This is a genomic window from Brevundimonas sp. TWP1-3 (genome assembly GCF_049896085.1).
Taxonomy (GTDB): domain Bacteria; phylum Pseudomonadota; class Alphaproteobacteria; order Caulobacterales; family Caulobacteraceae; genus Brevundimonas.
Genome location: NZ_JAFCTP010000001.1, coordinates 48,175 through 67,189 on the forward strand (window position 1 = coordinate 48,175; position 19,015 = coordinate 67,189).

General features: G+C 66.2%; 18 protein-coding genes. 10 read left to right on the forward strand and 8 right to left on the reverse strand.

The genetic code is table 11. From position 1 onward, the window contains the following. Positions 1-4 precede the first annotated feature (4 nt). Positions 5-1,405, reverse strand: a complete 1,401-nt coding sequence (locus ACP693_RS00285) for a pyridoxal-phosphate dependent enzyme (RefSeq protein WP_426016289.1) — start codon at positions 1,403-1,405, stop codon at positions 5-7. A gap of 116 nt (positions 1,406-1,521) precedes the next feature. On the opposite strand from ACP693_RS00285, the gene rnr reads away from it, so the two are divergent. From rnr to ACP693_RS00300, 3 genes are read left to right on the forward strand one after another with little or no spacing between them, the layout of a single operon-like run. Continuing rightward, on the forward strand, positions 1,522-3,837 hold the full coding sequence (gene rnr / locus ACP693_RS00290; protein ID WP_426016288.1) for a ribonuclease R: 2,316 nt from the start codon (positions 1,522-1,524) through the stop codon (positions 3,835-3,837). A gap of 41 nt (positions 3,838-3,878) precedes the next feature. After that, the gene (locus ACP693_RS00295; protein WP_426016286.1) at positions 3,879-4,583 is read left to right on the forward strand and encodes an NUDIX hydrolase; all 705 of its coding nucleotides are present in this window, start codon (positions 3,879-3,881) and stop codon (positions 4,581-4,583) included. Between the two features lies 1 nt (position 4,584). Continuing rightward, positions 4,585-4,998, forward strand: coding sequence for a DUF5990 family protein (locus tag ACP693_RS00300; protein ID WP_426016285.1), 414 nt, complete (start codon positions 4,585-4,587; stop codon positions 4,996-4,998). Positions 4,999-5,001: 3 nt separating this feature from the next. Here the strand turns inward: ACP693_RS00300 and ACP693_RS00305 are convergent, their stop codons facing one another. After that, entirely contained in the window at positions 5,002-5,568 is a 567-nt protein-coding gene (locus ACP693_RS00305; protein WP_426016284.1) for a hypothetical protein, read from the reverse strand. 126 nt (positions 5,569-5,694) lie between these two features. Between ACP693_RS00305 and rpmG the strand changes: the two genes are divergently transcribed. Next, a complete protein-coding gene (gene rpmG / locus ACP693_RS00310; RefSeq protein ID WP_003164451.1) occupies positions 5,695-5,862 on the forward strand; it encodes a 50S ribosomal protein L33 in 168 nt (55 codons plus the stop codon). A 75-nt stretch (positions 5,863-5,937) separates the two neighbouring features. Here the strand turns inward: rpmG and ACP693_RS00315 are convergent, their stop codons facing one another. Both ACP693_RS00315 and ACP693_RS00320 read right to left on the reverse strand, forming a co-directional pair. Then, positions 5,938-7,299: a PleD family two-component system response regulator gene (locus tag ACP693_RS00315; RefSeq protein ID WP_426016282.1), complete on the reverse strand. Its 1,362-nt coding sequence runs from the start codon at positions 7,297-7,299 to the stop codon at positions 5,938-5,940. Then, the gene (locus ACP693_RS00320) at positions 7,296-7,661 is read right to left on the reverse strand and encodes a response regulator (protein WP_167762544.1); all 366 of its coding nucleotides are present in this window, start codon (positions 7,659-7,661) and stop codon (positions 7,296-7,298) included. Before ACP693_RS00320 ends, ACP693_RS00315 begins: the two co-directional genes overlap by 4 nt. A 106-nt stretch (positions 7,662-7,767) precedes the next feature. Here ACP693_RS00320 and ACP693_RS00325 point away from each other — a divergent pair, with 106 nt between their 5' ends. The 3 genes from ACP693_RS00325 to ACP693_RS00335 are packed head-to-tail and all read left to right on the forward strand — an operon-like array spanning position 7,768 to position 11,117. Then, positions 7,768-9,036 (forward strand): DNA polymerase IV, encoded by a 1,269-nt coding sequence (locus ACP693_RS00325; protein ID WP_426016280.1) that lies wholly within the window; start codon positions 7,768-7,770, stop codon positions 9,034-9,036. A gap of 8 nt (positions 9,037-9,044) precedes the next feature. Then, positions 9,045-10,340 (forward strand): nicotinate phosphoribosyltransferase, encoded by a 1,296-nt coding sequence (gene pncB / locus ACP693_RS00330; protein ID WP_426016278.1) that lies wholly within the window; start codon positions 9,045-9,047, stop codon positions 10,338-10,340. Between the two features lie 36 nt (positions 10,341-10,376). Then, entirely contained in the window at positions 10,377-11,117 is a 741-nt protein-coding gene (locus ACP693_RS00335; protein ID WP_426016276.1) for a polysaccharide deacetylase family protein, read from the forward strand. Positions 11,118-11,247: 130 nt separating this feature from the next. Here the strand turns inward: ACP693_RS00335 and ACP693_RS00340 are convergent, their stop codons facing one another. Next, positions 11,248-12,168 carry a hypothetical protein gene (locus ACP693_RS00340; protein WP_426016275.1) on the reverse strand — a complete coding sequence of 307 codons (921 nt, stop codon included), beginning with the start codon at positions 12,166-12,168 and terminating at the stop codon, positions 11,248-11,250. 106 nt (positions 12,169-12,274) lie between these two features. Between ACP693_RS00340 and ACP693_RS00345 the strand changes: the two genes are divergently transcribed. Together ACP693_RS00345 and ACP693_RS00350 are read left to right on the forward strand one after the other, a co-directional pair. After that, the gene (locus tag ACP693_RS00345) at positions 12,275-12,733 is read left to right on the forward strand and encodes a RidA family protein (RefSeq protein ID WP_135195265.1); all 459 of its coding nucleotides are present in this window, start codon (positions 12,275-12,277) and stop codon (positions 12,731-12,733) included. Next, entirely contained in the window at positions 12,730-13,875 is a 1,146-nt protein-coding gene (locus ACP693_RS00350; RefSeq protein ID WP_426019558.1) for a GNAT family N-acetyltransferase, read from the forward strand. Before ACP693_RS00345 ends, ACP693_RS00350 begins: the two co-directional genes overlap by 4 nt. 52 nt (positions 13,876-13,927) lie before the next feature. On the opposite strand, the gene clpA is transcribed toward ACP693_RS00350, so the two are convergent. The 3 genes from clpA to ACP693_RS00365 all read right to left on the reverse strand — a co-directional run bounded on the left by clpA (position 13,928) and on the right by ACP693_RS00365 (position 17,233). Continuing rightward, positions 13,928-16,228, reverse strand: a complete 2,301-nt coding sequence (clpA, locus tag ACP693_RS00355) for an ATP-dependent Clp protease ATP-binding subunit ClpA (RefSeq protein WP_426016274.1) — start codon at positions 16,226-16,228, stop codon at positions 13,928-13,930. Between the two features lie 13 nt (positions 16,229-16,241). Then, complete coding sequence (gene clpS, locus ACP693_RS00360) at positions 16,242-16,571, reverse strand: ATP-dependent Clp protease adapter ClpS (protein WP_346495895.1); 330 nt, start codon at positions 16,569-16,571, stop codon at positions 16,242-16,244. 170 nt (positions 16,572-16,741) lie between these two features. After that, positions 16,742-17,233: a phasin family protein gene (locus ACP693_RS00365; RefSeq protein ID WP_426016272.1), complete on the reverse strand. Its 492-nt coding sequence runs from the start codon at positions 17,231-17,233 to the stop codon at positions 16,742-16,744. Positions 17,234-17,510: 277 nt separating this feature from the next. Here ACP693_RS00365 and ACP693_RS00370 point away from each other — a divergent pair, with 277 nt between their 5' ends. Beyond that, positions 17,511-18,989, forward strand: coding sequence for a serine hydrolase (locus tag ACP693_RS00370; RefSeq protein WP_426016270.1), 1,479 nt, complete (start codon positions 17,511-17,513; stop codon positions 18,987-18,989). The last annotated feature ends 26 nt before the right edge of the window (positions 18,990-19,015 follow it).

The following is a 19,015-nucleotide window of genomic DNA, read 5'->3' on the forward strand; positions in this document are numbered from 1 at the left end:
GGGATTACCGGTTCAGGCTGAGGTGGTTGATCAGGTCGGTGCGGGTGATCAGGCCGACGAACGTCTCGCCGTCCAGCACGATGGCCACGCGGTCGCGGTCGAAGACGGGGATCAGGGCGTCCAGCGGCTCCTTGACCTGAAGCGTGTCCAGATCGCGCGTCATGGCCGAGGCCACCGGCTTGGCGAACCGTTCCTTGCGGGTGATCTCGTCGGTGTTCATCACCTGGATCAGGTCGCTTTCGTCCAGGATGCCGACCAGGCGGCCGTCCTCGATGATCGGCAACTGGGACACGTCGGCGCCCTTCATCCGCTTGAAGGCGGTGTCCAGGGTGTCGCCCGGTCCGGCCACTACCACGTCGCCCTTCTCGTATTTGCGGTTGATCAGGTCCGACAGGTCGCCGTGCAGCTCACGCTCGCCCAAACCCTGATCGGCCAGCCAGGCGTCGTTGTAGACCTTGGACAGATACTTGGCCCCGGTGTCGCAGACGAAGGTGACACAGGTCTTGGCTTCGGTCTGCTCGCGGCACCAGCGCAGGGCCGAGGCGATCAGGGTGCCCGACGACGAACCGGCCAGAATGCCTTCCTTCAGCAGCAGTTCGCGCGCGGTGGCGATCGCCTCCGCATCCGGAATGGAATAGGCCTTGTCGATCAGGCTCATGTCCGCCGTGTCGGGCACGAAGTTCTGGCCGATGCCTTCTACGGTATAGCTGCCGTCCGGCCCCGGCACGCCGTCGTTGACGATCCCGGCCAGGGTCGAACCCACCGGGTCGGCCAGGATGATCTGAGCTTTGGAGCCGACGCTCTTCAGATAGCGCGCCACGCCGGTGATGGTCCCGCCCGATCCGATGCCAGCGACGAAGGCGTCGATGTCGCCGCCCGTCTGCTCCCAGATCTCCGGCCCCGTCGTCTTCACGTGGGCGTCGGCGTTCGACTGGTTGGCGAACTGGTTGACGTAATAGGCGCCCGGAATGGCCTGGGACAGACGCTCGGCCATGTCGGTGTAATATTCGGGGTGTCCGTGCGGCACGTCCGAACGGGTCAGGCGAACATCGGCGCCCATGGCTCTGAGATGCTGGATCTTTTCCTTCGACATCTTGTCCGGAATGACCAGCAGCACCTTATATCCCCGCGCCCGGCCGACCAGCGTCAGCGCCAGGCCCGTATTGCCCGCTGTCGCCTCGACGATGGTGCCGCCTTCCTTCAGCCAGCCTTCCTTCTCGGCCGCGTCCAGCATTTCGACCGCGATCCGATCCTTGATCGAGCCGCCGGGGTTCTGGGACTCCAGCTTGAGCAGCAGGCGGCACTTGCCGGTGTCGATCTTCGTCACCTCCACCATCGGCGTCTTGCCGATCAGATCCAGCGGCGACTTCACAGTCGCGCTCAGGGCGGGGGCATGCAGGGACATCGAAGACTCCATTCGGGGACGGCGGAAGCTGAAGCCCCGCATTCACTCGGTCAACTCACGCAAGATTTGACCTCAAGATTTACCCAAGGGCGCGGTTCCGCGCTACGAAAGACATAATGACCAATTCATCCAAGAGGCCGCCCGCCGGCCTGCCCGACAAAGACACCCTCCTCGCCTTCCTGCGCGAGGCCGGATCGGCCGAGAAGACCGATATCGCACGCCATTTCGGGCTGAAGGGCGGCGACCGCCGGGCCTTGCGCGAAATGATCCGCGAGCTGGAAGAAGAAGGAAAACTGGGCAAGCGCGGTCGCAAGGGCTTTTCCGAGGCCGGCGCGCTGCCTCCCGTCGGCGTCGCCGATGTGGTCGAACGCGACGGCGACGGCGAACTGTATGTCCGCCTGGTCGAGGCCAGCGCCGATGCGCCCCGCGCCATCCTGATGCCCGACAAGTCCAAGCCCGGCCCCGCGCCCGGTCTGGGCGACCGGGTGCTGGTCAAGTTCCAGCGCGGCGCGGACGGCTGGGAAGCCCGGCTGATCAAGAAGCTGGATGTGGGTACGAACCGCGTCCTGGGCGTGATCCGCAAGTCGGCGCGCGAGACCCGCGTCGAGCCCGTCGATCGTCGTTCCAAGGACGTGCTGCTGGTGCCCCAGGCCCAGTCCGGCGACCTGCGTGACGGCGACCTGGTCCTGGCCGCCATAGAAAAGGGCGAGCAGCGCTATGGTCCCAAGCGCGGCAAGATTCTGGAACATATCGGTAAGGAGGACGATCCCCGCGCCGCCTCCCTGATCGCCATCCACGCTCACGGTGTGCCGACCGGCTTCTCCGAAGCCGTCGAGCGCGAGGCCGAGGATCAGGCCCTGCCGACGCTGAAGGGGCGCGAGGACCTGCGCGAGGTTCCCTTCATCACCATCGACCCCGCCGATGCGCGCGACCACGACGACGCCGTCTATGCGGCCCGCGACGAGGATCCGAAGAACGAAGGCGGCTGGATCGTCTGGGTCGCCATCGCCGATGTCGCCGCCTATGTCCGCCCTGGAACCCATCTGGACCGCGAGGCCCGCGACAAGGGCAACTCGACCTATTTCCCCGACCGTGTCGAACCGATGCTGCCGGAGGTGCTGTCGAACGGCCTGTGCAGCCTGAAGGAAGGCGAGAACCGCGCCTGCCTGGCCGTGCGGATGGTGTTCGACAAGGACGGCCGAAAGACCGGCCACAAGTTCGTGCGCGGCCTGATGCGGTCGCACGCCAAGCTCAGCTACGAACAGGCCCAGGCCGCCATCGACGGGCAACCGGATGACGCCACCGGCCCGATCATGGAGGCGATCCTCTATCCGTTGTGGAACGCCTACCACGCCATGCTGAAGGGCCGGCTGAAGCGCAGTCCTTTGCAGATCGAATCGGCCGAGCGCCGCATCCGCATGGCTCCGGATGGCGGTATCGCCTCTATCGAGAAGCGCGCCTCGTTGGAGGCGCACCGGCTGATCGAGGAGATGATGATCCAAGCCAATGTCTGCGCCGCCGAGACGCTGGAGCAGAAGAAGACGCCGCTGATCTATCGGATCCACGACACGCCCAGCCAGGAGAAGATCTTCAACCTGGCCGACTTCCTCTCGACCATCGGCAAGCCGTGGAACAAGGGCGAGCCGGGCACGACCAAGCGGTTCAACAAACTGCTGGACGAGACGCGCGACACTGAACACGCTGACGTGGTCAACGAAGTGGTTCTGCGCAGCCAGATGCAGGCGATCTACAGCCCCGAGAACATCGGCCACTTCGGCCTGAACTTGGACCGCTACGCCCACTTCACCTCGCCGATCCGGCGCTATTCCGACCTGATCGTCCACCGCGGCCTGATCCGGGCGCTGAACCTGGGCAAGGATGGGCTGACGGACCGCGAGATCGCCGAACTGCCGGCCATCGCCGAGGGCGTCACCATGACCGAGCGCCGGTCCATGGCCGCCGAACGCGACGCAATGGACCGATATATCGCCGCCTTCCTGGAAGACCGGGTCGGCGCGACCTTCACCGGACGGATCACCGGCGTGACCCGCTTCGGCCTGTTCATCCGGCTGGACGAGACGGGCGCCGACGGCCTGGTCCCCGTCTCGACCCTGGGCAGCGAATATTTCGCCCACGACGACCGCGCCCACGCCCTGGTCGGCGAACGCACCGGCAAACGGTTCACCCTGGGCCGCAAGGTCGAGGTCAAGCTGATGGAGGCCACCCCCGTCACCGGCGGCCTGGTGTTCGAAATGCTCAGCGAGCCCGAACCCCGCGATCCTAACGCCCCGGCCCCGCGCTACGGCGTGCGTGGACGCGGCGGCGACGGCCCGCCGATGCGCGGCAAGGGTCGCCCAGGCGGTCCCAAGCCAGCAAAGGGCGGCAGGCCCTCAGGCGGGTTGAAGGGTGTGCGCAAGGGCAAGCGGAAGTGACGAAAGCCCTCCTAATCCTCCCCCGATGGGGGAGGATTGTCGTGACCGCTCCCTTCGACGCCGCACAGGATCTGGCCGACGCCCCGCGCGTCGGCGGCGTCCAGCGGCCGAAAGATGCGGCGACGCTGATCCTGACGCGGGGCGGCTCGCGGCCCGAGGTGCTGATGGGCCGCCGCGCCCCGGGTCATGTGTTCATGGCGTCGAAATGGGTGTTTCCGGGCGGGCGGATCGACCGGAGCGACTTTACCGCCGCCGCGACAGGCGACCTGCCCTCCGATGTCGTGCGGCGGCTGGAAGGCGAACTGCCGGCCCGCCGCGCGCGCGCCCTGGCCCTGACGGCGGTGCGCGAGACCTTTGAGGAGACCGGGCTGATCCTGGGGCGGCCCGCGCCGAGCGCCTCAGTCGCCGGACCGTGGCGGGAGTATCGTCAGGCGGGCGCCCTGCCCGATCTGTCGGTCCTGTCCTACATCGCCCGCGCCATCACGCCGCCGGGCCGCACACGGCGGTTCGACGCCCGGTTCTTCATGGCGCCGGCCGAGGCTCTGCTGAGCCCGGAACCGACCGCCGGGTCAGGCGAACTGGACGAGATCGCCTGGCTGCCGCTGGACGAGGCTCGCAGCCTGGACCTGCCCGCCATCACCCGTTTCGTGCTGGGGGAGTTGGCGGAGAGACTGGAACACCCGGATCGTCCCCTGCCCTTCGTGCAGATGGTGCGGGGCCGCCACACGGTCGAACACAGGGACTGACATGGCCGGATCGACGATCACCCTGCGCCTGACCATCGCCGATCCGGTCGCAGGCGTCGCCTACAGCCTGCAGGACAAGGCCAATATGCCGGTCGAGCCGCGCATCGCCGGTGACGGCCCGATCAGCTTCGATGCGCCGATCACCCTGTCCGACGACGGACGACTGACCGGCACGTTCGTGCGGCGCGAGGGGCCGTCGCGGCGGTTCGTCTATATCGCCATCGGCACTTCTGCGGGCCAGCACGCCGGCGAATGGAGCCGACGCGCCAAGATCGACGTCCACGACATCCCCGCCGATCTGCTGGTTCAGGCGCGTGAGGGGCGCTTGCTGGAGGTCGTCCTGCCCGGCCGCGCGAAGGATGGCGGCCCGGCCTGCGCCACCGTGCGGCCGCTTCAGTCCTGGCGCGTCGTCTGACCTTTAGTCGGCGACCGGCTTCGTCAGATCGAACTCGACGCGGAAATGGCGGTTGGGGCGGCGCAGTTCATAGGCGAACATGCGGTCGGGATGGACCTCCATCGCCCAGACATTGGTGGTCGAGACCGCCGCATCATTGGCGTTGAACAGGGCGATCGATTCGGCGTCGACGGGAAACTCCTGCCGCTCGGCCGTGCCCGCGTTGGCCGTGTCGCCGCCATACCAGTGCAGCACGTCGGTCGTGCCGTCCTCATGCCGGTGATCGTGCTTCAGGCGCAGCCCTGTGTCCGTCTTCGTCACGACCCAGGTGCGAGAGCGGTCGTCGCCGACCGCGAAGGGAATGCGCACCTCGTCCGCCGAACAGTTGCGGACGTGCATGATCAGCCGCTCGCGGGCGAACTTGGCGTCGGCGGCGTCGGTCGTGACGACCCGGCCTTCGAATCGCTGGCCGCACAGGGCGTTCAGCCGCGCCAGGAACGCGTCTTGCGCAGGATCCGGCGCAGCAGCCGCAACGCCGGCTGACGACAGGGAAACCAGGGCCGCAGCGGCCAGCAAGGATGCGATTTTCATATGCTCAGACTATATGTGCATCTCACCGCATCAACGTGGCATCGCGCCCGTTGACTTTGGGGCGATCCTGAGTATGCTCCGCGCCTCTTATTTTAAGCGGCTTTCGCCGTCGCAGAGGTAATTCCGATGGCCAAACCGGCTTCCATCAAGATCCGCCTGAACTCCACGGCCGACACCGGCTTCTTCTATGTCACCAAGAAGAACGCCCGCACCATGACCGAGAAAATGGTCGTCAAGAAGTACGACCCCGTCGTGCGCAAGCACGTCGAGTTCAAGGAAGGCAAGATCAAGTAACCACTTGATCGGCTGAGAAATTGAAAACGCCCGGCTGGTCTCCAGCCGGGCGTTTTTAGTTGTCTGGAGGGGCGGTCAGGCCGCCTTGGCGATGACCTTGTTGCGGCCCGCGGCCTTGGCCTCATAGACGCCTTCGTCGGCGCGTTTTAGCAGACCCTCGGGCGTATCGCCGTCACCGGTCGTGGCGGACACGCCGATCGAGATGGTGATGGTGATCTGTTCCTTGCCGCCCATGACCCGGAACGGGGCGGAGGCGACATCGCGGCGAATCCGTTCGGCGACGCGGCCGGCGTCTTCCAGGCTGGCGCCCGGCATGACGACCACGAACTCTTCCCCGCCCATCCGGCATGGAAGGTCGACGGCGCGGACGTTGGTGGCCAGGCGCACGGCGAACTCGACCAGAACCTCGTCCCCCGCATCGTGACCGAAGCTGTCGTTGACGGATTTGAAGTGGTCGATGTCCAGCACCAGCGCCGCGACCTGGGCCCCGCCCTGGGCCGCGCGGCCGACCAGGGCCTGTAGCTGGCTGGTCATGTAGCGACGATTGTGCAGGCCGGTCAGGGCGTCGGTGACGGCCATCTCCATGCTGCTGTCCAGCTTCTGGCGCAGGAAGTCGGTATAGCGTTTGCGTCGGATCTGGGTGCGGACGCGCGCCGACAGCTCCTCGGTGTCGATGGGACGCGGCAGGATGTCGGCGGCGCCCAGTTCCAGCGCCTTGACCATGCGCGGCCGTTCGGCCGGCTCCACCACCGCCAGGATCGGCGCGCGGCGTGCGTCGCCCGACTTGGCCTGGGCCACGATCCGCAGACCGTCGAAGCCGGCGGCGGCGACATTGACGATGATCAGATCCAGCGCCCCCTTGGCCGCGACCAGCGCCGCCTCGGGATCGGATTCGATGGTGACGCGGTGTTCGCCGCTCAGCTCGGCCGACATCTTCTCGGCCTGGCGCATGTCGTCATCGACGATCAGCACCCGTCCGCCCTCGCTGCGCAGCCGAGCCGCGTTGTCCGAATCGACGCCCAGACGCCGGCCGCTTTCCTCGCGCTCTCGCAGCTCGTCCATGACGTGCTTCAGCCGGGTCAACGACTTGACCCGCGCGAACAGGATCACGTCGTCGATGGGCTTGGTCAGGAAGTCGTCGGCGCCGGCTTCCAGCCCCCGAATGCGATCCTGGCGGCCGTCCAGCGCGGTGACCAGCACGACGGGGATATGGCGCGTCTCGGCCTGGGCCTTCAGCCGGCGACAGGTTTCGAACCCGTCCATGCCGGGCATCATGACGTCCAGCAGGATCAGGTCGGGCTGATGTTCGGCGGCGATGGTCAGGGCCGTCGCGCCGTCGTTGCAGCTCAGCACGTCGTAATATTCGATGGTCAGCTTGGCTTCGAGCAGGCGGACGTTCACGTCCACATCGTCGACGACGAGGATCCGAGCGCTCATCCGAGGTGCTGCCGGATGGTTTCGAGGAAATGCATGACCGAGATCGGCTTGGAGATATAGGCCTCGCACCCCCCCTGACGAATCCGCTCCTCATCGCCCTTCATGGCGAAGGCGGTCACGGCGATGACGGGGATGTGGCTCAGCTCCTCGTCGTCCTTCAGCCACTTGGTGACTTCCAGGCCCGAGATTTCCGGCAGCTGAATATCCATCAGGATCAGATCGGGATGATGGGCGCGCGCCAGGGCCAACGCCTGCAAGCCCTCGCGGGTCTGCAGCGTCTCGTAGCCCTGGGAATCAAGCAGATCATGAAAAAGCTTCATGTTCAGCTCGTTATCCTCGACGATGAGGACTTTCTTGGACATCATCACCTGACCTGCGCGACCCTCGAACGCGGGACGCCTCGTTGGTCGCATTCGTAGGCGAGCAGTCTTAAGTTGGGGTGAAGCCAACCTTACGGAGACCTTAAGCGTGGCCATCAAGGCCATCTGTCGCGACTGCCTGTGGACCGGCGCCGATCCCGCCGGACCGCCCGAGCGCCGCTGTCCGGCGTGTGGGTCGCGGCGCATCGTCGCCGATCCCGAACTGGACCAGCTGTCCATCGCCCACATGGACTGCGACGCCTTCTACGCCTCGGTGGAGAAGCGCGACCGGCCCGAACTGCGCGACAAACCGGTCATCGTCGGCGGCGGCAAGCGCGGCGTGGTCTCCACCGCCTGCTATGTGGCGCGCCAGTATGGCGTTGGCAGCGCCATGCCGATGTTCAAGGCGCTGAAGGCCTGTCCCGAGGCGGTGGTCATCAAGCCCGACTTCACCAAATACGTCTTCGAATCGCAGCGTATCTTGGGGGCGTTGGGTCGGCTGACGCCCTTGATCCAGCCGTTGTCGCTGGACGAGGCCTGGGTCGATCTGTCGGGGACAGAGCGGCTGAACGGCGGGCCTCCGGCGTTTCAGCTGATCCGTTTTCAAAAGCACATCGAGGAGGAGACCGGCCTGAGCGTCTCCATCGGCCTGGCGCCCAATCGCTTCCTGGCCAAGATGGCGTCCGAGATGGACAAGCCACGCGGATTTTCCGTCGTCGGCGCCGCCAACGCCCAGGCCCTGCTGGCGCCGCGCCTCGTCACCACCCTGCCCGGCGTCGGCCCGGTGTTCGGCAAGGCGCTGCGCAGCGACGGCTATTCGACCATCGGCGATCTGGCCCGTGCGGATGTGCGCGATCTGGTCAAACGTTACGGCGAATCGGGCCTGCGCCTGCACGAACTGGCTCACGCCCGCGACGCCCGCGCCGTGAACCCCGAGCGCGACCGCAAGGGGATGAGCGCCGAGACCACCTTCAACGAAGACCTGACCTCATCTGAGGCGCTGGAGGCCGAGCTGTGGCCCCTGTGCGAGAAGCTGGCGTCCAAGGCCCGGCGCGACGGCGTCGCCAGCCGGGTTCTGGTGCTGAAACTGCGCCGCACCGATTTCAAGATCATCACCCGCCGCATCACCCTGCCCGACCCGGTCCAGACCGCGCGCGCGCTGTTCGCGGCAGGGCGCGACTTGCTGAAGCCGGAACTGGGCCCGTCCTATCGCCTGATCGGCATCGGCATGGCCGACGTTCAGGACGCCGAGGACGCGCCCGCCGGCCTGTTCCAGACGCCAGAGACCCGCACGCTGAAGACCGAACGCGCCATCGACAAGCTGCGCGAAAAGTTCGGCAAGGACGCCGTGGTGGCGGGCCGCGCGCTGAAGCCGTAGGAAGCGCCATGGACCTCGCCAAACGCGCCTATGACCACGGCTTTCGCCTGGACCCCATCGTCCGCAGCTTGCTGGATACCGACTTCTACAAGCTGCTGATGCTGCAGATGATCTGGCGCGAGCATCGCGACGTGCCGGTCGTCTTCCAGGTCATCAACCGCACGAGCCGCGTCCGCCTGGCTGACGAGATCGACATCGGCGCCCTGCGTGAACAGCTGGATCACGCCCGCACCCTGCGTTTCACCAACAAGGAACTGGTCTGGCTGGCGGGCAACAGCTTCTATGGGGTGAAGCAGATATTCTCGCCCGACTTCATCGCATGGCTGACCGACTACCGCCTGCCGGACTATGACCTGTCGGTTCAGGACGGGCAGTATGTCCTGACCTTCTCGGGCGGCTGGGCCGAGGTGACGCTGTGGGAGATTCCGGCGCTGGCGATCCTGAACGAGTTGCGCTGTCGTGTCGGCATGCGCCGGCTGGGACGGTTCGAGCTGGACATCCTGTATTCGCGCGCCAAGACGCGGCTGTGGTCGAAGGTCGAACGGTTGCGCACCTTGCCAGACCTGGCCCTGTCCGATTTCGGCACCCGGCGACGGCACGGCTTCCTGTGGCAACGCTGGTGCATCCAGGCGCTCAAGGAGGGGCTGGGATCCTCCTTCATCGGCACGTCCAATGTGCTCCACGCCATGGAGAACGATCTGGAGGCCATCGGCACCAATGGGCACGAACTGCCGATGGTGATGGCGGCGCTGGCGCCCGACGACGCGGCGCTGGCCCAGGTTCCCTATGCCGTGCTGGACGAGTGGCGCAGGCATTATGCGGGCAATCTGCTGATCGTCCTGCCCGACGCTTTCGGCACCGAGGCGTTTCTGAAGCAGGCGCCCGATTGGGTGGCGGACTGGACCGGATTCCGTCCCGACTCGGCCCCGCCCATCCCGGCCGGAGACCGCCTGATCGACTGGTGGCGCGCGCATGGCCGCGATCCGAAGGAGAAGTTGCTGATCTTCTCGGACGGCATGGACATCGACGGCATCGAGGCGACCCACGCCCATTTCCACGGTCGCGCCCGCCTCAGCTTCGGCTGGGGCACCAACCTGACCAACGACTTCCGCGACTGCTCGCCCGCCTTCGCGCCGGAACTGGAGCCGATCTCCCTGGTCTGCAAGGTGGTCGAGGCCGGCGGCCGACCGGCCGTCAAACTGTCGGACAACCCGGAAAAGGCCGTCGGCGATCCGGCCGAGATCGAACGCTATCGCCGCGTCTTCGGCGTGCGCGGCCTGACGGCTCAGCCCGTCACGGTCTGAAACCCTGCCTTAAGCCCGTTGGGCCATAAGGGCGGGATGAACGCCTTTCTCGACAAGATGCGTCGCCGCGCCGGCCGGTATCTCGATGTCCGCGCCGAGACGATCCAGCCCGCGCGCGGCGTCCTCAGCCTGTCGTTCGACGACATCCCGGCATCGGCGTGGACCGAGGCGGGGCCGATCCTGGCCCAGCACGGGGTCAAGGCGACCTACTATGTCTGCGGGGGCCTGGCGGGCGGTCGCAATCTGGACCTGCCGCAGTTCGAGGTAGAGCATTTGCAGGCGCTGCATGAGGCCGGCCACGAGGTTGGCTGCCACACCTTCGAACACGTCTCGGCCCTGACCCTGTCGCCGGCAGAGCTGGACGCCAGCCTGGCCCGCAACGCCGCCTGGGTGGCCGAGCGGCTGGACGGGTATCAGATGCAGACCTTCGCCTATCCGTTCGGCGACTGCGCCCTGGGGTCCAAGGCGATCGTCGACAAACGCTTCCTTTGCGGGCGCGGGGTGCGCGACGGCATCAACGCCGGCCGCGCCGACCGGAACCTGCTGCAAGCCATCGGCCTGGAGAGCCGGCGCCTGCCCGGTTACGATCTGGAGGCGCTGGTGGCGGGGACGGCGGCGTCCAGGGGCTGGCTGATCGCCTATGGTCACGACGTCAGCGATGCGCCCACGCCTTACGGCTGTCGTCCCGAGGACATCGACCGGCTAATCCGCCTGGCCAAGGCGGCCGATTTGGACATTCAGCCGGTCGCGGCAGCGTGGCGGGTGGCGACGGCCTAAACTCGCTAAAGATCGTCATCCTAGGCCTTGTGCCTAGGATCCATACGCTCGGTGTCAGCCGATCAATGACCGACGTCTAACACCTTCAGTAAACGGTGAAGCCTGAGTCTATGGATCCTAGGCACAAGGCCTAGGATGACGAATCAGGGAGTGGGGTTGCCGCCTTGCGTCGATCCGCCCAGGCGATCAGTTCCTTGCGGGGCCAGATCATCAGCCAGGATCGGGCGGTGTATTCCCCGCTGTCGATCAACGCCTTCCTCGACGCCGAGGCCGTCGCAGCCCGTTCGGTATGGATCGGCGCCGGTCCCTGGTGGACCATGAAGGCGCCGCCCTTCAGCGGATTCAGGCGCAGGTGCGCCAGGCGCGGGCTGATCTCGGTCAGCGGCGGGTCGTAGAACCAGCTGGAGCCGATCATCCCCGCCAGTTCCGGTCGCGCGCGGCACAGCTCCGCGGCCGTCGCCCAGGCCTCGTTCCAGCCGTCCTCGTTGAAGCCCCTCAGCCAGCGGCTTTCGGTGTGAACCTCCAGCCACGGCTCGCGTTTGGCGCCCGCCGCCAGATAACGGAACAGGGGTTTGATGCCCCAGCCGTCGCGGACGTGTTTGACGATCTGGCCCGGCCCGACCGGCGAACTCAGGTCGATCACCTGGCTCTTTGCGCCCGGCACGCTGAGCGCCAGGGTGAAGCGCACATCCTTGGACCAGTGGTCGAAGACGTAGTCGCCCTCGGCCTTGTCCAGAAAGGCCGCCAGCTGTTCGACCCAGTAGGGATAGAGGGCCATCACCTCGGGCGGCAGGTTCATCGCCGCAGCGCGGTCGGGCAGTTGCAACGCCCAGGCGGCGACCAGGCCCCGCCGCACATCGTCCGAAGCCTCGGCGCCCAACAGGGCGTCAACCGCCTTGGCCGGCATTTCGAAATCCCAGTGCGGCGCGGCCTCGGCGGCCTTTTGCGCGGCCGGTCCGGCGACGGCGTCCACGCGCGCCCGGTCGTCGGGGGACAGTCGCGCCAGCACGGCATGGAAGGCGGCGACGTCGGGGGTCAGATGCATATCCATGATCGGGACAATGACACGGCGCGGTTGGCGAACCTTTAAAGCCGCGCGATGGACGTGACGCCGCCCTTGCCGCGCGCTAAACCGCGCCCAGATAAAAGGAGCCCCCATGAGCATCGAAGCCCGTATCGCCGAACTCGGCCTCACCCTGCCTGAACCCGCCAAGCCGGTGGCCAGCTATGTCTCCTATGTCCGCTCGGGCAATCAGGTCACCATCTCGGGCCAGCTGTCGAACGACGCTTCGGGCGGGATCAAGGGCACGGTCGGCGTGGACGTGACGCCCGAACAGGCCACGGAAGCGGCCCGCCTGTGCGGTCTGAACCTGATCGCCCAGATCAAGGCGGCCTGCGACGGCGATCTGGACCGGGTGGTCCGCATCGTCAAACTGGGCGGCTTCGTCCAGGCCGGTCCCGACTTCATCGCCATTCCCGCCGTCATCAACGGCTGCTCGGACCTGATGGTCGAAGTCTTCGGCGATGCGGGCAAGCACGCCCGTTCGGCCGTCGGCGTCTACAAGCTGCCGCTCGGCTTCGCCGTCGAGATCGATGCGATCGTGGAGATCCGCTGATCTTTCAGATCTCGGTTCACGAAGGGATCGCCGACATCGGCCGAGAGGCCTGGGACGCGTGCGCGCATCCCACCGGCGATCCCTTCGTCTCCTACGACTTCCTGCACGCCTGCGAGGAATCGGGCAGCGCTGCGCCGCGTCAGGGCTGGGCCCCGCGTCATCTGGCCCTGCGGGATGACGACAACGCCGTCCTGGGCGTCATGCCCCTCTATCTGAAGGGCAACAGCCAGGGCGAATACGTCTTCGACCACAGCTGGGCCGACGCCTATGAACGGGCGGGCGGCCGCTACTATCCCAAGCTTTTGGGCGCCGTGCCCTTCACGCCCGCGACCGGGCCACGCTTCCTAAACCACCCCGAGACCGACGCCGCCACGGTGCGCCAGGCTCTGATCCAGGGCGCGGTGACGCTGGTCGAGCGGCTGGGCGTCTCGTCCCTGCACGTCAATTTCCCGACCGAGCCGGAATGGTCGGCCATGGCCGAGGCGGGCCTGCTGCTGCGCCAGGACATCCAGTTCATCTGGCGCAACAACGGCTATCAGACCTTCGACGACTTCCTCGCGGCCCTGTCGGCCAACCGCCGCAAGACCATCAAGCGCGAGCGCCGCGACGCCCAGGCCGATCTGGACATCCGCGTCCTGACCGGCGCCGAGATCACCGAGGCGCACTGGGACGCCTTCTTCGCCTTCTATATGGACACCGGCTCGCGCAAATGGGGCCAGCCCTATCTGACGCGCGACTTCTTCAGCCGCGTCGGCGCAACCATGGCCGACCGGATCGCCCTGGTCATGGCGTTTAGGGACCAGACGCCCATCGCCGGCGCCCTGAACTTCATCGGCCGCGACGCCCTGTACGGCCGCCAGTGGGGCACGCTGGAAGACGTGCCCTTCCTGCATTTCGAGCTCTGCTACTATCAGGCCATCGACTTCGCCATTTCGCGCGGCCTGTCCCGCGTCGAGGCCGGCGCCCAGGGCGATCACAAGATCGCGCGCGGCTACCTGCCCTCCCCCGTCTATTCCGCCCACTTCATCGCCGACCCGGCCCTGCGCGATCCCGTCGCCCGCTATCTGGACGGCGAACGCCCGGCGATGCAGGCCGAGATGGCGGCGATGACCGAAGAATTGTCGCCCTACAAGTCGACATAGAAAAAGGCCCGGCTGTTTCCAGCCGGGCCTTCTGCTTTCGATCTTTTAAGGATCAGGCCGTCTCTTCTTCCTCGGCCTTCGCGGGCGCATTGGCGCTGGCGATGTCGAAGTCGATCTTGCCGTCCTTCAGCTGGACCTTCACATGGCCGCCGCGCGTCAGACGTCCGAACAGGATGTCGTCGGCCAGCGGCTTCTTGATCGAGTCCTGGATGACCCGCGCCAGCGGACGCGCGCCGTACAGTTCGTCGAAGCCGTTCTTGGCCAGCCAGTCGGCCGCCTCGTCGGTCAATTCGATGGTGATGTTGCGATCCGCCAGCTGGGCTTCCAGCTGAAGGATGAACTTGGTCACCACTGAGCGGATCGTGTCGGCCTGCAGCGGCTTGAAGGCCACGATGGCGTCCAGGCGGTTCCTGAACTCCGGCGCGAACAGGCGCTGGATGGCCTTGTCGTCCTCGCCCTCGACCTTGCCCCGGCCGAAGCCGATGGAGGCGCGGGCGTTGTCGGCGGCCCCGGCGTTGGTGGTCATGATCAGGATGACGTTCCTGAAATCCACCTTCTTGCCGACCGCATCGGTCAGCATGCCGTTGTCCATCACCTGCAGCAGGATGTTGTAGACATCCGGGTGCGCCTTCTCGATCTCGTCCAGCAGCACCACCGAGTGCGGGTGCTGATCGACGGCGTCGGTCAGAAGCCCGCCCTGATCATGGCCGACATAGCCCGGAGGCGCCCCGATCAGACGGCTGACGGTGTGGCGCTCCATGTATTCCGACATGTCGAACCGCTGCATCTCGATGCCCAGGGTCGACGCCAGTTGTTTGGCCACCTCGGTCTTACCAACGCCAGTCGGACCGCTGAACAGGAAGCTGCCGATGGGCTTGTTCGGATCGCGAAGACCCGCCCGCGCCAGCTTCATCGCCGCCGAGACCTGGTCGATGGCCTGTTCCTGGCCGAACACTGCGCGCTTCAGATCGACCTCAAGCTCACGCAAGCTCTCGGTGTCGGACTTGGACACCGACTTGGCCGGGATGCGGGCCATCTTGGCGATGACGGCCTCGACCTCCTTCTGGCCGATGACCTTCTTGCGCTTGGATTCGACCAGCAGCATCTGGCCGGCGCCCGCCTCGTCGATCACGTCGATCGCCTTGTCCGGCAGTTTGCGGTCGGTCATGTACCGGGCCGACAGCTCGACCGCGGTGCGGATGGCGCTGTCGGTGTAGCGGACCTTGTGGTGCTGCTCGTAGTAGGTCTTCAGACCCTTCAGGATCTTCACCGTGTCCTCGACCGTCGGCTCGTTGACGTCGATCTTCTGGAAGCGACGCACCAGGGCGCGGTCCTTCTCGAAGTGCTGGCGATATTCCTTGTAGGTCGTCGATCCCATGCAGCGCAGCGAACCCGACGCCAGGGCCGGCTTCAGCAGGTTGGAGGCGTCCATTGCCCCACCGGAGGTCGCGCCGGCGCCGATCACCGTGTGGATCTCGTCGATGAAGAGCACGGCGTTCTCGTGGCTCTCCAGCTCCTTGACCACCTGCTTCAGGCGTTCCTCGAAGTCGCCGCGATAACGGGTGCCGGCCAGCAGCGCGCCCATGTCGAGGCTGTAGATGGTGGCGTCCTTCAGGACGTCGGGCACCTCGCCGTTGACGATCTTGCGGGCCAGGCCTTCGGCGATGGCAGTCTTGCCGACGCCGGGATCGCCGACCAGCAGCGGGTTGTTCTTGGTGCGGCGGCACAGGATCTGGATCGAGCGATCAACCTCGGCCTGGCGACCGATCAGCGGATCGACCTTGCCCTGGCGCGACTTCTCGTTGAGGTCCACGCAATAGGCTTCCAGCGCCTCGCCGCCCGACTTGACGGCCGAGGCGTCCTCGGCCTCCTCAGGCGAAGAACCCTTGGCGGGACGGGCCTCGTTGGCGCCGGCCTTCTTGGCGATGCCGTGGGCGATGAAGTTGACCGCGTCGTAGCGCGTCATGTCCTGCTCTTGCAGGAAGTAGGCGGCGTGGCTCTCGCGTTCGGAGAAGATGGCGACCAGCACGTTGGCGCCGGACACTTCCTCGCGGCCGGAGGACTGGACGTGGATCACGGCGCGCTGGATCACGCGCTGGAAGCCGGCGGTCGGCTTTGCGTCCTCGCCGTCGGCCGTGGCCAGGGCGGCGAGATCGTTGTCGACATACAGGGTCAGCGCCGCTTTCAACGCAGTCAGATCGACGTTGCAGGCCTGCATCACGCCGGTCGCGTCGGGATCGTCGATCAGCGCGAGCAGCAGGTGCTCAAGCGTTGCATATTCGTGCCTGCGCGCATTGGCGTATCCCACCGCGCGGTGCAGGGTTTCTTCGAGAGGACGGGAAAATGAAGGCATCGGGAGGTTCCTCTCAGTCCTTTTCCATCGTGCATTGCAGAGGGTGCTGGTGTCGGCGCGCGGTCTCGATGACCTGCGCGACCTTGGTCTCGGCGACCTCGTAGGTGAAGACGCCGCAGACGCCCACGCCATGCTGATGCACATGCAGCATGATGCGGGTGGCCTCTTCGCGGCTCTTCTGGAAGAACCGCTCCAGCACATAAACGACGAATTCCATCGGCGAATAATCGTCGTTCAGGATCAACACCCGATAGAGCGAGGGCTTCTGAAGCTTGGGCTTTGTTTCGGTGACGGTGGCGGTGCCTTGACCGCCCCCGGTATCACCGGGCCTTTGTATGGGCATTCGTATTCCGTAATCGGGGAGTCGTCTTGTCTTCAACAGATAGGGAATGATGGCCTGAATTGAAGCGGCGTCCAGTCACGGATTGCGTGAAGAGCAAACGACGGATCCAAAACGTAAAAAAGCCCCGGAGCGAACTCCGGGGCCTTCTCGATCCGTAGAGGACGCCGTGGTTAGCGAGCGGCCTGGAAGGTTTCGACCGAAGCGGTGACGCGCTCGTTGATCGGCTTGATGCTGTCCTTGACCGTGGCGGTGACGATCTCGTTCGTCCTGGTCAGTTCGGCGACATAGCGCTCCATCGACTTCTTGGCCCAGGCGGTCTGCAGCTCGAAGAACTCCTGCACCGAACGGGCGGTCGACAGTTCCTTGGAGGCGGCGACGCCTTCTTCCCAGGACGACTTGGCGAAGCCCAGCGCCTGCTGCGACAGGGCCTCGGCGCCCTTTTGGGCGACTGTGGCCGACTCGACCATGGCGTCCAGGTTCTTCTTGCCGTGCGCATTCAGCTCGGCCAGCGAGGCGGTCGATTTCTCGATGCCTTCACGGAAGGCTTGGGTGCCTGCAGCCTGCATGGTTTCGGCCTGAGCCTTGACCTTGGCCGCGGCCGAAGTCGCGGCTGCGGTGGCTTGATCGGCAGTCTTCTTCACGTTTTCGGTGGCGTCGGCCATGGTCGTCTCTCCGGTGATGTGGCCCGAGGTGACGGGCGCTGGGCGGAAATTTCAGGCGAGGATGCTCCTCGCAGGCCCTTCTTATGCTGCAAGTGCGAAGGTTTTTCAAGCTTATTGTGCAATGCAGCATATTATCAGCGATAACCTTGGTCGTCGGGTCAAATTCCCGTTGACGAGCGGTTAACCACCACGAAACCCGCGCTTCCTATGCTAGCTCTTTCTTCGTGACGGCCGGGGGGCCCTGTCGCACCCTGTTCACCGAGGGGTTGTCCCGCCCATGATCGCTTTTCTCCGCCGTGGCCTGTTCGCCGTTCTCGCGCTTTCGCTGGTCCTGGGCGCGAATGTCCGGCCGATCGAGGCCCAATCCCAGGAGAACAGCCGCTACGCCGCCATCGTCATCGACGCCGCCACCGGCGAGGTTCTGTTCGCCCGCAACGCCGACAGCCGCCGCTATCCCGCGTCCCTGACCAAGATGATGACCCTGTATCTGGCGTTCGAGGCCCTCTCTCAGGGCAAGGCGAACGTGAACGACGTGCTGACGATCTCGCCGCGCGCCGCCTCGCAACCGCCGTCCAAGCTGGGCCTCGCCGCCGGCCAGACCATCACCCTCGACGACGCAATGCGCGCCACGGCGGTGCGGTCCGCCAACGACATGGCCCTGGCCATCGGCGAGCACATCGGCGGGTCGGAAGCCCGTTTCACCAATATGATGACCCTGAAGGCGGAACAGCTGGGCATGACCCAAACCCGCTATTTCACCGCCAACGGCCTGCCCGATGCGCGCCAGATCACTTCGGCGCGCGACCAGGCCATCCTAGCGCGCGCAATCATGCGTGATTTCCCACAGTATTACAGCTACTTCGGCCTGCATGACTGGGCCTACAACGGCCGCAACTATCGCAACACCAACGGCCTTCTGCCCACCGGGCGCGGCTATGACGGCATGAAGACCGGCTACACCAACGCCTCGGGCTACAACCTCGCGGCCTCGGCCGTGCGCGACGGACGCCGACTGATCACCATCGTGCTGGGCGGCCGTTCGACCGCCAGCCGCAACGCCCACGTCGCCGAACTGATGGACACCGGCTTCGAGGTCGAACGCCGTCGCGCCCAAGGCGAGCGGATACAGATCGCCCAGACCTTCTTCGAACAGCGCGGCTTCGGCGTCGGCGGCGTTTCGGCCGACTCCCCGATCGCCTACGCCTCGGTCAATGACGACGAGGACGGGATCGGCGCCGAATCCACCGCCGTCGCCTATACGGCGGCCCCGCCGCCCGCCGCCCTGCCGACCCGCGTCGCGCCTGCCCCGTCGGAACGCGCGGCCAGCCAGCGCACCGCCGCAACCGCACAGGCCATCGGCCAGGCTGCGGCCTCGTCTCCGACCGCTCGCGCGCCCCACAATGTCACCGCCTCGCTGAACGGCGCACCATCGAGCGCGGCCGTCGCGCCCTCAACCACGCCGCGTCGCGCGACCCCGCCCCCGGCGCGAGAGCCGGCCCGCGCCGCGGCCCGCACGCCCGCCGGACGCTGGGCCGTTCAGGTCGGCGCCTTCCGTGAGGAGAAGGTCGCCAGCGACTGGCTGACCGAGCTCAACCGGCGTTTCCGCACCCAGTTCGCCACGGCCGAACGCAACGTCCAGACGGCCGGCGACTGGTATCGCTCTCGCTTCGTCGGCCTGACGGAGACCGGCGCCAAGACTGCGTGCGAGGCCCTGGCTGAACGTCGCGTTACTTGCATGGTCATCGCCCCTAACTGAGGTGACCAAAAAGCGAGAACAAATGT

Excerpts from the sequence above, each read along its gene's own strand:
- ACP693_RS00320 (WP_167762544.1), bottom strand. The coding sequence starts at position 7,661 with ATGTCCAAGAAAGTCCTCATCGTCGAGGATAACGAGCTGAACATGAAG.
- ACP693_RS00305 (WP_426016284.1), bottom strand. The coding sequence starts at position 5,568 with ATGAAAATCGCATCCTTGCTGGCCGCTGCGGCCCTGGTTTCCCTGTCG.
- ACP693_RS00335 (WP_426016276.1), top strand. The coding sequence starts at position 10,377 with ATGAACGCCTTTCTCGACAAGATGCGTCGCCGCGCCGGCCGGTATCTC.
- ACP693_RS00340 (WP_426016275.1), bottom strand. The coding sequence starts at position 12,168 with ATGGATATGCATCTGACCCCCGACGTCGCCGCCTTCCATGCCGTGCTG.
- ACP693_RS00370 (WP_426016270.1), top strand. The coding sequence starts at position 17,511 with ATGATCGCTTTTCTCCGCCGTGGCCTGTTCGCCGTTCTCGCGCTTTCG.
- rpmG (WP_003164451.1), top strand. The coding sequence starts at position 5,695 with ATGGCCAAACCGGCTTCCATCAAGATCCGCCTGAACTCCACGGCCGAC.
- ACP693_RS00285 (WP_426016289.1), bottom strand. The coding sequence starts at position 1,405 with ATGTCCCTGCATGCCCCCGCCCTGAGCGCGACTGTGAAGTCGCCGCTG.
- clpA (WP_426016274.1), bottom strand. The coding sequence starts at position 16,228 with ATGCCTTCATTTTCCCGTCCTCTCGAAGAAACCCTGCACCGCGCGGTG.
- ACP693_RS00315 (WP_426016282.1), bottom strand. The coding sequence starts at position 7,299 with ATGAGCGCTCGGATCCTCGTCGTCGACGATGTGGACGTGAACGTCCGC.
- clpS (WP_346495895.1), bottom strand. The coding sequence starts at position 16,571 with ATGCCCATACAAAGGCCCGGTGATACCGGGGGCGGTCAAGGCACCGCC.
- ACP693_RS00345 (WP_135195265.1), top strand. The coding sequence starts at position 12,275 with ATGAGCATCGAAGCCCGTATCGCCGAACTCGGCCTCACCCTGCCTGAA.
- ACP693_RS00365 (WP_426016272.1), bottom strand. The coding sequence starts at position 17,233 with ATGGCCGACGCCACCGAAAACGTGAAGAAGACTGCCGATCAAGCCACC.
- ACP693_RS00300 (WP_426016285.1), top strand. The coding sequence starts at position 4,585 with ATGGCCGGATCGACGATCACCCTGCGCCTGACCATCGCCGATCCGGTC.
- rnr (WP_426016288.1), top strand. The coding sequence starts at position 1,522 with ATGACCAATTCATCCAAGAGGCCGCCCGCCGGCCTGCCCGACAAAGAC.
- pncB (WP_426016278.1), top strand. The coding sequence starts at position 9,045 with ATGGACCTCGCCAAACGCGCCTATGACCACGGCTTTCGCCTGGACCCC.